The organism is Paenibacillus sp. MAH-35, assembly GCF_058135425.1.
The window spans coordinates 287,401-299,289 of sequence record NZ_JBYUPU010000005.1 but is presented as its reverse complement, the minus strand read 5'-3'; the positions used below and the strand labels follow the sequence as shown (position 1 = coordinate 299,289).

Annotated in this window: 11 protein-coding genes; 7 read left to right on the top strand and 4 right to left on the bottom strand. The window is 55.3% G+C overall.

From position 1 onward, the window contains the following. Nucleotides 1-101: 101 nt before the first annotated feature. Nucleotides 102-1,727 (bottom strand): response regulator, encoded by a 1,626-nt coding sequence (locus tag AC3Y2E_RS07830; protein WP_379208854.1) that lies wholly within the window; start codon nt 1,725-1,727, stop codon nt 102-104. Beyond that, nucleotides 1,705-3,534 (bottom strand): cache domain-containing sensor histidine kinase, encoded by a 1,830-nt coding sequence (locus tag AC3Y2E_RS07825; RefSeq protein ID WP_379208852.1) that lies wholly within the window; start codon nt 3,532-3,534, stop codon nt 1,705-1,707. Before AC3Y2E_RS07825 ends, AC3Y2E_RS07830 begins: the two co-directional genes overlap by 23 nt. A gap of 149 nt (nt 3,535-3,683) precedes the next feature. Here AC3Y2E_RS07825 and AC3Y2E_RS07820 point away from each other — a divergent pair, with 149 nt between their 5' ends. The 6 genes from AC3Y2E_RS07820 to AC3Y2E_RS07795 all read left to right on the top strand — a co-directional run bounded on the left by AC3Y2E_RS07820 (nt 3,684) and on the right by AC3Y2E_RS07795 (nt 8,881). Then, nucleotides 3,684-4,568 carry a carbohydrate ABC transporter permease gene (locus AC3Y2E_RS07820; RefSeq protein WP_379208850.1) on the top strand — a complete coding sequence of 295 codons (885 nt, stop codon included), beginning with the start codon at nt 3,684-3,686 and terminating at the stop codon, nt 4,566-4,568. Further along, nucleotides 4,568-5,401: a carbohydrate ABC transporter permease gene (locus AC3Y2E_RS07815; RefSeq protein ID WP_379208847.1), complete on the top strand. Its 834-nt coding sequence runs from the start codon at nt 4,568-4,570 to the stop codon at nt 5,399-5,401. Before AC3Y2E_RS07820 ends, AC3Y2E_RS07815 begins: the two co-directional genes overlap by 1 nt. A gap of 148 nt (nt 5,402-5,549) precedes the next feature. Beyond that, on the top strand, nt 5,550-6,848 hold the full coding sequence (locus tag AC3Y2E_RS07810; protein WP_379208845.1) for an ABC transporter substrate-binding protein: 1,299 nt from the start codon (nt 5,550-5,552) through the stop codon (nt 6,846-6,848). Between the two features lie 800 nt (nt 6,849-7,648). Continuing rightward, complete coding sequence (locus AC3Y2E_RS07805; protein WP_379208939.1) at nt 7,649-7,885, top strand: spore coat associated protein CotJA; 237 nt, start codon at nt 7,649-7,651, stop codon at nt 7,883-7,885. A gap of 3 nt (nt 7,886-7,888) precedes the next feature. Beyond that, the gene (locus AC3Y2E_RS07800) at nt 7,889-8,152 is read left to right on the top strand and encodes a spore coat protein CotJB (protein WP_190931826.1); all 264 of its coding nucleotides are present in this window, start codon (nt 7,889-7,891) and stop codon (nt 8,150-8,152) included. A gap of 159 nt (nt 8,153-8,311) precedes the next feature. Further along, entirely contained in the window at nt 8,312-8,881 is a 570-nt protein-coding gene (locus AC3Y2E_RS07795) for a manganese catalase family protein (RefSeq protein ID WP_190931827.1), read from the top strand. Between the two features lie 248 nt (nt 8,882-9,129). Here AC3Y2E_RS07795 and AC3Y2E_RS07790 read toward each other — a convergent pair whose 3' ends face one another. Further along, nucleotides 9,130-9,954 carry a phytanoyl-CoA dioxygenase family protein gene (locus AC3Y2E_RS07790; protein WP_379208842.1) on the bottom strand — a complete coding sequence of 275 codons (825 nt, stop codon included), beginning with the start codon at nt 9,952-9,954 and terminating at the stop codon, nt 9,130-9,132. A gap of 84 nt (nt 9,955-10,038) precedes the next feature. On the opposite strand from AC3Y2E_RS07790, the gene AC3Y2E_RS07785 reads away from it, so the two are divergent. Next, nucleotides 10,039-10,884 carry a helix-turn-helix domain-containing protein gene (locus AC3Y2E_RS07785; protein ID WP_379208840.1) on the top strand — a complete coding sequence of 282 codons (846 nt, stop codon included), beginning with the start codon at nt 10,039-10,041 and terminating at the stop codon, nt 10,882-10,884. 110 nt (nt 10,885-10,994) lie between these two features. Here the strand turns inward: AC3Y2E_RS07785 and AC3Y2E_RS07780 are convergent, their stop codons facing one another. Beyond that, nucleotides 10,995-11,762, bottom strand: coding sequence for a sugar phosphate isomerase/epimerase family protein (locus AC3Y2E_RS07780; RefSeq protein WP_190931830.1), 768 nt, complete (start codon nt 11,760-11,762; stop codon nt 10,995-10,997). Between the last annotated feature and the right edge of the window lie 127 nt (nt 11,763-11,889).

Sequence of the window (11,889 nt, the reverse complement as noted above, 5' to 3'; positions counted from 1 at the left end):
GTCGCGTTGGCAGGGCGGCTGTCTTCCCGGCTATTTGTTCGTTCCGCTTTTTTGGCGCGGGAAAGCGTCAAGCCCCGTTCGGAACCTATTTCCCTCGTCTTCTAGGCTTCCCCGCTTTGCTTTTTCCGGTATTCCACCGGCGTCACTCCAAACGCCTTTTTGAACACTTTGCTGAAATATTTCTCGTCCTCGTAACCGGTCATCCGGGCGATTTGCACGATCTTCAGATCCGGATGCAGAAGCAGCGTCTTCGCTTGCTCCATCCGATGGCGCAAAATGTAGTCGCTGATCGTTTCTCCGAACTCCTGCTTAAATCGGCGCGACACATATTCGCGGCTTAAATAAAAGTGCGAGGCGATGTCCTGTACGCTGATGTCCCGATCGATCCGCTGCTGCACATAACGGGCGATCTCGTACACCAGATTGTTTTCCTGGTGCGCCGCATGACGGAGAAATTCCGACAAGCGGATCAGGCTCGCGGCAAGTTCACCGCCCCACTTCTCCAGCGACAACAGCCCTTGTTCGTTCAAAGGGACAGGCAGTTCGGCTGATTCGACCGGGAAGCGGGTGTCCGTATCGTCGGCGGGGAACAGCTCCTTGACCCAGCGTGACTTCAGGACATGGAATTCGTGACGCCACAGCTCCAGATGGTCCAAGGTGACGACGCTTCGGCTGGAGACTTCCGTAATCCACGCTTGAACCGCTTCCCTGATCTTCTCCTGACTTGCGCTGCGTATGGCGACTCTCATCAGGTCCTCGAAGTCGCTGAAATGAATCTCGGCTGGACGAGGCTTCTCCTTCGGGTCATACGCATGAATCCACCCTGTACGATTCAACAAATTGCGATGCCGCAGCGCCGATTCCGCCTGTGCGAACGATTCCTTGAGAGCGGAAGGGAAAGGCAGGCTGCCGCCGAGTCCGAATTCGACGCGTGCGCCGAAGGCCCGGTAAATCCCGTCGTTAATCGACTCCAGCAAGCGGGGCGTGCGTTCCGGAGATCCCCAGTGAACGAGAACGACCGGATGACGGCTGCTCCAGTAACGGAAGGCGAAGCCTTGCCTCGGCTGTTCGTTCATCAGCTCGTTGCCGATGTTGGCCAGGCTGAACTGCAGCAGCTCGGTTTGCGCCGCGAACTTGTCCCGCAGCTTGCCGTGCAGCGTATCGAACGCGATCGCAGCCACTCGGCAAGGTGTGCCTTCGCGAAGCTCGGGATATTCCTGCTCGAACCAGGCTTTCTCCGCGTAATAGGAGGTAGTCTCCCCGATCAGGCTGGAAAATAGTTTGTCGGCATACACCGGCAGGAGCGAGTTCATCCGGATCGAGCTGAGCTGCAAATTGAGCCGCGCTCTTTCCGCTTCGTTCCAGCTGCGAACCGCCTTCTCGGTAATTTCCAGCAGCTGCTCCGCGTCAATCGGCTTCAGCAAGTAGTCCATGCCGCCGTATTTGACCGCTCCCCGCATAAACTCAAAATCGTCGTGGCCGCTGATCACGATCGTCCGGCAATCCGGAGCGTTGTCCTGAATCCAGCGGAGCAGCGAGATCCCGTCCATATTCGGCATCATCATGTCCGTATAGACGATCTGCGGCTTCTCGGCTTCGATGATCGCTGCGGCGGCTACGCCGTCGGACGCCTCCAGCACGGTGTCGATCCCGTAATCGTTCCAGTCGACGAGCAGCTTGATGGCGTCCCGCACATGTTTCTCGTCATCCACGATCAGCACTTTCATCGTTTGCCTCCTTTCCGTCGTACGGGATCGACAGAGTCACTTTGAAGCCGTGCGGCTTCACATTTTCTATATCCATCGCCGCTTCTTCGCCGTGCAGCAGCTTGAGCCGGGACAAGACGTTCAGCAGCCCGATGCCGCCGCCGTTCTCCTGCTCCGAATCGGCGTCGCTGCCGATTCCGGCTCTGCGCAGCAGTAGCCTTATTCCGTTCAGCCGGTCCGTCTCAGCCCCTTTGCCGTTGTCTTCGACCGAGACGATCAGCCGGCCGTCGTCCGAGGTGCGGCTTCGAACGGTAATGATCCCTTCTGTTACGGACGTCGGCTCGAAGCCGTGCTTGAAATAATTTTCCACGACGGGCTGGATGAGCATCTTGGGTACTTGGATATCCATCGTCTTGTCATCAAGCTCCAGCTTAAGCGAAACCTGTCCGTCGAACCGATGGCTCTGCAGCTCCACATACGACCGGATATGGTCGATTTCTTTGGCGAGCGGCACGGAGGTTTCGGTCGTATTCATACTGTACCGCATCATTTTGCCGAGCGAGGAGATCAGCTTGTAGATGTTCGGCGCATTCATCTGCAGGGCGAGCGTTCCGATCGATTGCAGCGAATTGTACAGGAAATGCGGATGGATTTGCGCTTGCAGCGCCTTGAGCTGATTGGTCCGGTTGGCCAGCTCCAGCCGGTACTCCTTGACGATCAGATTGTTGATATGCTGCATCATCGAGCCCAACCGGGCGGCCAAGATCCCGAACTCGTCCTTCCGTTTCATATCGATATCGACGTTCATATTTCCCTTCTGGATGACGCTGATATAACCGAGCAGACGTTTGATCGGAGCGGTGAACATAAAGGCGGCTCCTACCGTAACGAGTACCGACAAAACCGAGAAAGCGGCGAGAACGAACGTATTGATCCGGGTCAGGTCGCGCGCCTGCTTATAGAGCACGTCCTCGGGTATTCGTTTGACGATCGTCCAATCCATATAGCTTGTAGTCATTTTGTCATACACCTGGATGCCCTTGAAGTCGCCCTCGTTCCAAGCGAGACTGCCCGAGTCATCCGGCTGTGCCAGCAGATGCGCGATCCAGCCGTCGCCGGGACGCTGCCCCCATGCCCCTTCGTCGGGCCCGTACAGGATGGAGCCTGCCGAATCAAGGATGTATAGCTGCTCGCGAGTCCGGTCGTACATGCTTTCGAGCATCGTGCGCAGGCCTCTCATATTGATGTCGACCGATAAAGTGGCCAGTTCCTCCTCCGTTCCCGGTACGCGGCGGATGCTTCGGTGCATCGACAGGACGACGGCCGGCTCGACGTAGGTAGGGACGGCGAAGCCGTACTGATGGCTGGGATGCGGCGGTTCGATGACGACTTCGGACTTGGAGAAGTCGGGACGGACCGGGCTCGGCTCGACGGGGACGCGCTGAAACAGCGAATTGATTAACAGATAAGGCTGCTTCGCCTTGTTCAGATACAAGTACACCTGATACATGTCGCTGGCCGCATTGGTCATGTGCATCAGCGCCCGGTACGTTTCCTTGTCGCTCAAATAGTCCGTCGCTCCGGACAAGATGATGCTGTTCAGCTTCTCGTCGTTGTATACCGTCAGGGTAGCCTGGTGCACGGTGTCCATATAGTGTTTGATATTTTCTTTGCCTTGCACGAGCAGGGCCGAGGTGACGCCGATTCGCTCCTGGGTTACCGTCTGTTTCGTATAGCCGTACGTAATCAGAATCGAAGTGGAGAGCGGGACGACGACGGCCGCGAGCAGGATGGCGATTAATTTATTGCGGATGCTTGTCCGAAACAAGGCGACACCTCGCTTTTTGTCTCCCGAATGAGCAACACGTCATGAAGTTCCACCAAATGCGTCACGAACTTCCATTTTGCACGGGGCGGTTCGGGTTTAAGATACAAGTATGGGAACAATGAAGTAGAACCACAAGGAGGTCGACCAAGATGAGACGGAACAAAATGCTGCGCGATATGTCGCTGCAAGCCTTCTTTGTCGGTCCGGCGACGCTGGCGTTTGCGGTCATCGTCCTGCTGCCGTTTCTGATGAGCATCTATTATTCCTTTACGGAATGGAACGGCGTCAGCTCAGACATGAAATGGGTCGGGATCGCGAATTATACAACCATCTTAACCGAAGACGACTCGTTTCTCCACTCTTTCGGCTTTACCGTCAGATTCACGGTGGCCAGCGTCGTATTGACGAACGTTTTGGGATTTTTGCTGGCGCTGCTGCTCACTCAGGCATTAAAGATGCGGAACGTGCTGCGGACGATCTTTTTCATGCCGAACGTGATCGGCGGACTGCTGCTCGGATTCATCTGGCAGTTCATTTTTGTTAAAGGGTTCGCTACGATCGGCGAGATGACCGGCATCGGATTTTTTCAACTGCCATGGCTCGGCGATGCGGCTACCGGCTTCTGGGGGCTGATTATCGTCAGCGTCTGGCAAAGCGCCGGGTACCTGATGATCATCTACATTGCCGCCCTGAGCAACGTGCCGAAGGATGTCACCGAAGCGGCGCGGATCGACGGCGCCACCCGGCTGCAGATGCTGCGTCATATTACCGTTCCGCTTATTATGCCTGCCGTAACGGTCTGTTTATTTCTCGCAATCTCGTGGGCGTTTAAAATGTTCGATCTGAACATGTCGCTGACCAAGGGCGGGCCGTTCGGATCGACGGAATCGATCGCGATGAACATTTACCAGGATGCGTTCCGCAACAACCAGCTCGGGCTCGGGTCGGCCAAATCGGTTATTTTCTTCGCTGCGGTAGCGCTTGTCACATTGCTGCAAGTCAGCTTTACGAAAAAACGGGAGGTGGAGGCGTAATGCAAACGAGAGCGTATTCGGGCCGGACGCTGCTGCTGGAGCTGCTGGCGCTTGTACTGGCGCTGCTGTTTCTGGCTCCCTTCTACTTCGTTATCGTCAACTCGTTCAAAAGCTTCGGCGACTTGCTCGTCAATTCGGCCAACTTGCCGAAGTCGCTCCACTTCGAGAATTACACCCGCGTATGGGAGATTACGCAGTTTCCGAAAGTATTAACGAATTCGCTGATCATCACGGTGGCGAGCAATATCGGTCTGGTATTGATCAGCTCGATGGCTGCTTACCGGATGGTGCGCGTACCAAGCAGGCTGAACAAGCTGCTGCTGCTCGGCTTCGTATCGGCGATGGTCATTCCGTTCCAGTCGGTGATGATCCCGCTTGTACGCGTGGCGGATTGGCTGAACCTGATGGATAATCGTCTCGGTCTCGTCATTTGTTATTTCGGGTTTGGGGTATCGCTTAACCTATTTTTGTACCACGGCTTTATCAAGTCGATTCCGCTGGAGGTCGAAGAATCGGCCGTGGTGGACGGCTGCTCGCCGTTCGGCGTGTTTTGGCGGATCGTATTCCCGCTGCTGAAGCCGATGACCGTTACGATCGTGCTGCTCAACAGCCTGTGGATCTGGAACGATTTCCTGCTGCCGCTGCTTATTCTGTCCAGTCCGGATCTGCGCACGATTCCGCTTGCCACGTATTCGTTCTTCGGGCAGTATACGAAGCAGTGGGACTTGGCGCTCGCCGGTCTCGTCCTCAGCGTCACGCCGATCGTGATCTTTTTCCTTGCTATGCAGCGTCACATTATTGAGGGCATCACGGCCGGTTCCGTAAAAGGGTAAGACGCAAGCGGCGACCGGCGGCGGACAGGGGAGGGCAAATCACATTTTTCCCCCTTTTCGTTCATTCGCGTCGGTGTCGGTCTTCGCCATACAGTTTTACAATGAAGGTAAGTCAACAAACATATACAGAAAAGGGAGGAAATGAACGATGAACAAACGTTTTGCTACATTCGGACTGATTGGCACTTTGCTCCTTTCTGTGGTCGTTGCCGGATGCGGCCAAAAGGAACAGCCTTCTGCAGGAGGCGAAGCGGGGGGCGACGGCAAAAAAAATGTAACGATAAAAATGTTCCAGTTTAAAGTGGAGATTGCCGAGCAGCTCGCCAAGCTCGCTAAAGAGTATGAAAGCGCAAACCCCGGGGTCAAAATCCAGATCGATACCGTCGGAGGCGGCGCGGACTATGGGGCGGCGCTTAAAGCGAAGTTCAGCTCCGGCGACAAACCGGATATTTTCAATAACGGCGGCTTTACCGACCTCGATCTGTGGCTGGAGCATCTGGAGGACTTGTCCGACCAGCCTTGGGTGAAGGACGTCGTCGAAGTGGCGAAAGAACCGATGACCAAAGACGGCAAGCTGTATGGTCAACCGCTTAACCTGGAAGGTTACGGCTTCCTGTACAACAAAGAGCTGTTCGCCCAGGCGGGCATTACCGAGCTGCCGAAGACGCTCACCCAGCTGGAGGAGGCGGCCAAAAAGCTGCAAGCCAAAAACATTACGCCGTTCGTTAACGGCTACGGGGAATGGTGGGTGCTCGGCAATCATTTCGTCAACCTGCCGTTCGCTTATCAGTCGAACCCGAACAGCTTTATCGACAGCTTGAACAAAGGCACCGGGAAGATGACCGGCAACGAAACGTTTAACAACTGGGTGAAGCTGTTCGATCTCCAGTTGAAATACGGCAACGCCAATCCGCTGCAAACGGACTACAACACGCAGGTGACCACCTTCGCAACGGGTAAAGCCGCAATGACGCAGCAGGGCAACTGGACGCAAGTGCAACTGACGAAGACGAACCCGAACCTGAAGGTCGGCTTCCTGCCGATGCCGATCAGCGACGATGCGGCGGCTAACGACAAGCTGCCGGTCGGCGTGCCGAACAACTGGGTCATTAACAAAAACTCGGCTGTGAAGGACGAAGCGAAAAAGTTTTTGAACTGGATGGTTACGTCGGATGTCGGCAAAAAGTATATTACTCAAGAGTTCAAGTTTATCCCGGCATTCAAAACGATTACAGCCGACGAAGCAACCCTCGGACCTTTGGCCGCCGACATTATGAAGTACGTCAAAGACGAAAAAACGCTTAGCTGGAACTGGTTCAAATTCCCGAGCGGCGAAGCTTCGAGCAAGAAGTTCGCGGATGCGATGCAGGCGTATGTCGCCAAGCGGATGACGAAGGAACAAATGTTCGATGAGTTCCAGAAGACGTGGGACAGCTTGAAGAAATAAGGTGTTTTAGAAATAGGGATGCGCCCCCGGGAGACCTCATTTGGTCTCTCGGGGGTTTTTGTGTTTGTAGATGTAATGCTTCGGCGGGCATCGGAAGTTTCGGGAAGTCTCAGAAAGCCTCAGAAAGCCTCAGAAAGCCTCAGAAAGCCTCAGTCCCACGAAAACCCTGGCCCCTCGGTCCCCTTTAGTACCCTCGGGCCACCTTCGGCAATCTCAGCACCCTCGGTACCCCGCCATCCTCAGCACCCTCGCCACCCTCAGCGCCCCCGGCCCCCGCCATCCCCGGCCCCCTCGTTCCCCTTGGCTCACCTTAGCCCCCTCAGTCCGCCTTGGTCCGCTGATCTTACCTGGGCCTCCCCGGCCCACCTTGGTAACCCCCGCCCCCTCGGCTAACGAATCATGCTGAGCTTATTTGCGGGAAATGCTGGCATTATAGATCTAACGAACCTCAGTAGTCTTATGGAGCGAATCATAGCCGAAATAGAGAAGTATACAGGGAATAACGACTCTGGGGTTCCTAACAACTTCAGATCGCCGTTTTTTGATCCAATAGGAGTTACGGAGTTCGTTAAAGCAACGTCTTAGGGGGCACAGTCCGGGTGTTTCTCCGTTTTTTTAATGGGACTAACAAGTTTTCTGGGCTTTGCTCATAAGGTATATAAGTTTAACACCCCGTTACTCCTTGAAGGAGGCAGATTCCTTTGGAACAGATGCAACCCATGCAACCCATGCAACCCATGCAACCCATGCAACCCATGCAACCCATGCAACCCATGCAACCCATGCAACCCATGCAACCCATGCATTCCCCGGCGCAGCATTCCCCGGCGCAGCATTCCCAGTGGCGAGTCTATTACCCGTTCGTGGGGCCGTGCGATCCGTGCCCGCCGATCTTAAAGAAATGGTTTGTCATCCCGCCTAACGTCACGATGCCGGTACAGCCGCCCGGTCTTCCGCAGTTTACTCCGCAGGAAGCGCTCAGGGCCGGTACGTTATGGCCCGCTTATTACAGTCCGTATAACGGCAGGAGAGGGTAAGCGATGGAAAAGAAACTGGACGATCGTTATTATGAGCTGCTTCGCACCTTGCAGGAGGCCGACTTCGTGCTTATTGAATTGACGCTGTACCTGGATACGCATCCGAACGACTTGCAGGCGATTCAGCAATTCAACCAGATGGCGGTGCATCGCAGGCAAATTGCCTGTGAATACGAGAGCGAGTACGGTCCGCTGCTTCAATACGGCCTAAGCTTCAGCCGGTATCCGTGGGATTGGATAAACACGCCTTGGCCTTGGCAGGTTTAGTGGGGCGAGGGGAAGACGGATGCTGATGCCCGGTTCATGTATCATGAGCCGTAATCGTGCCGCGACGGGAGCAGGTATGACGGTGAAACATAGGGCCGAACAGGCACTTTGCCGGTATCCGAACGGTTCGGTGCCATTTGTAGAGGAGGATGGCGAGGCATGTGGATTTATGAGAAAAAGCTGCAGTATCCCGTCCGGGTAAGCAAGTGTGACCCGCAAATGGCGAAATTCCTGCTGGAGCAGTATGGCGGGGCGGATGGCGAGCTGGCTGCGGCGCTCCGGTATTTGAATCAGCGGTACAGTATTCCTGATAAAGTGATCGGATTACTTACTGATATTGGAACGGAGGAGTTTGCCCATCTCGAAATGATCGCCACCATGGTCTACAAGCTGACGAAGGACGCTACGCCGGAAATGATGAGGGCGGCCGGACTCGGCGATCATTATGTCGCCCACGACAACGCGCTGTTTTATCAGAATGCGTCGGGCGTTCCGTGGACGGCGGCCTACATACAGGCCAAGGGTGATCCGATCGCTGATCTCTACGAAGATATTGCGGCGGAAGAGAAGGCGCGGGCGACGTACCAATGGCTGATCGATATAACGGATGATGTAGATTTGCAGGACGGCTTGAAGTTTTTGCGCGAACGGGAAATCATTCATTCGCTCCGCTTCCGCGAGGCGGTGGAGATTTTGAAGGAGGAGCGGGACGCTCAGAAGGTGTTTTGAGGAGGAGCGGACGCGATTCCCGAAAAAGGTCAGGGGCTGCCTCAACATGTTCACATGCATGGGGAGGTCCCCCCTCTTCAAAGGAAAGGACCTCAAAAAGACCTCAAGTTCCACTGTTAAGTGGAGGCTGAGGTCTTTTTCGTGAGGAAAAACAGTACTAAGCGGGGCACAATTCATCGCAAATTGACTGTGGAGACAGCCCCTTTGCCGCAAGGCGATAATCCGGCAGAGCGTTTTTTATAGAAAGATCAATGAGGTCCTTGAGCCTCCGGGAATTCCGATCCGCAAGGGCCGCTTTCTTCGTTCCAGGTCATATCCAGCGCTTCTCCGTCCCGGGTATACAGCGGATTGTAGTATCTGCCGATTTTCGTCGTGGAGATGCCGGTGTAGTGGCATATAAACGAACGTCTGAACCGGTCCTTCGACGTGTTCGGATAAGAGCCGTGGATCAGGCTGCCGTTAAAAAACAACACGTCCCCGGCTTGCAGCCGGGCCGGTATGGCTTGCAGCCCTTCAGGCACGGTAACCTCTTCTTTGGAAAACGATACGGCGGAATCGGCTTCGTGCGGGCATTCGATTCCGAGCGCGTTCGTTTTCGGGACGAGCTGGATGCCCCCGTTCTCCTCGTCGGAAGGGTCGACGGCCGTCCAGGCGGCGATGCAGGTGCCCGGTTCGACCTTCAAATAAAAATTATCCTGATGAAGCGCCTGCCCGCGGGCGCCCGGCGGCTTGAAATAAAACATGCTCTGGGCGGCGTAAGCCTCCTCCCCGAACAATTCGGCGAGAACATCCATCACGCGGGGATCGAGCATGTAGCTTTTGGCGACTTCGTTGATCCGGTGCGGGTGCATCATCCGCGGATACACTTTCAGCATATCCCCTCCGGCTTCCTCGGGCGGAACGGCACGGAAGCAATTCGGGATCGTACCTTTGGCATGGAGTTCGCTGAAGGTTGCTTTCATTTCCTCGACTTCAGTTGCGCTGAACAATCCCCGGACGATTAAATACCCCTCTTGACCAAACTGCTGTTTTTGCTGTTCGGTAATCGTCATTGCTTGCTGTTGTTTTGACATCGTCATCCCTCCGCGGTTATGATCGGATTAACGTTCCTGTGCTTCTATTGTAGCGGCATGGACCCCCTGGAAGGAATGGTGGAAATGTTCGATTACCTGGACGATCCTGCTATCCGCGATCAGCACGAGCACAAATCCGGCCGGCTCCTGGCCGATCACTTCCGCGTACCGTTCGGTTACAGCACAAGGCGTTCCAAAGGCTCGCAGGACTGGCTGCTCACCTATACGATATCCGGCTCCGGCGTATTCAAAATCGGCGACGACATTCGCCCGTGCGATGCCGGTGCTGCGGTGCTGCTTCCGCCGGGAACGCCCCATTTGTATGCGACGCAGGAGGGCTCCGTCTGGGAGTTCGTATGGGTGCATGTCGTGCCTCCGCCTCATTGGAGCGGACTTTTGCAGCTGCCCCGGTCTTATGGAGGACTGGTCTATATTCCGATTGGGGAAGAGGCGGTGAGGCGGCGGCTCGTGGACGCCTTCCATAGAACGATTCGCGACAGCAAGGATCTCCATCCCTATTCCGCCGAGCTTGCGATGACGGGGGTGGAGGAGCTATTGCTGCTGCTGAACCGGGAGCAGCGCCGTACGTCCGCTCCTGCAATCGATCCGCGGGTATCGGAGGTGCTGCATATCCTGATGCACCGGATGAACGAACCGCATTCCGTCGCAACTCTTGCGCGCGGCGTTAATCTGTCGCCCTCCCGGCTTGCGCATATGTTCAAGGAGCAGGTAGGCGAGTCGATCATCGATACGCTCAATAAGATTCGTTTGCGCCAGGCGTCCCGGCTGCTGCGGTTTACAACGCTTCAAGTGAATGAAATTGCGAGGGAAGTCGGGTTTCAGGACCCGTTTTATTTCACGAAGCAGTTTAAAGCTTTCTGCGGGATCAGTCCAAGCGAATATCGGCGGCAGAGCTCTGATCCCGGCTAGTCGTATCCGCATCGCCGCGCCAAATAGGAAAGGGACGTTACCCCCATAGAGGAACGTCCCTTCCTGGCTTATTGATACATCTGCTGCCGATGAAGCCCGGCAGAACCGGATTAAAATTCCGCGCCAAGCGCCTTCAAGTTCCTTGCGCTTACCGCGAGGCAGTCGAACGGATCGCGGCCGTAGCAGTTATCCTGCTCGACGGCGCCCCACTCGACTCCGGTAGCGGTGCAAGCGTCGAGGATGCCGCGGAAGTTCATGTTGCCTTCGCCGACTTCGGCGAAGAGCCGTTCGCTGCTGGCGTTGACGATAAAATCTTTCAGATGGATGACCTGCATCCGTCCGTCCACCTTGCGAATCCATTCGATCGGATCGGCTCCGCCGGCTTGTACCCAGTGAACGTCCAGCTCGAAGCCGAACGCGTTGCTGTCCGACTCGTCGAACAAAATGTCCATGCCGGATTTTCCATCGAATTTGCAAAACTCAAACGCATGGTTATGATAAACGAAGGTGAGTCCGGCTTCTTTCAGACGGCGGGCGATATCCGATGCTTTTTTAGCGAATTCGACATAACCTTCGGCACTTGTCCGGTATTCCCCGGGTAAGCCGCCGATTCCGACATAGCGGCAGTCCCACAGCTTGTGCTGCGCGATAACGGCATCCAGATCGTTCTCCATATTCGCGAACGGAATATGAGTTGCGCAAATATTCAGACCGACCCGGTCGCAAATGTCTTTCAACGCTTGATCCCCGATCGGGCCGAGACCCGACACTTGCACGGCGTTGTAGCCGATATCCTTCACTTTTTGCAAGGTGACGGCGATATCTTCTTCGGTTTTCAAAAAGTCGCGAAGCGTGTAAAGTTGTGCCGCGATTCTCATGAGCGCGTACCTCCCGGTAATTCCGGTGCGTGTGATCGGCAGATCTGCATCCGGTAAATAGTTCAGTGGCTCTCTGGATGACTGGTGTGCTCGTCAATGCCTTATTATAACGGCTCCTGTCCGATAC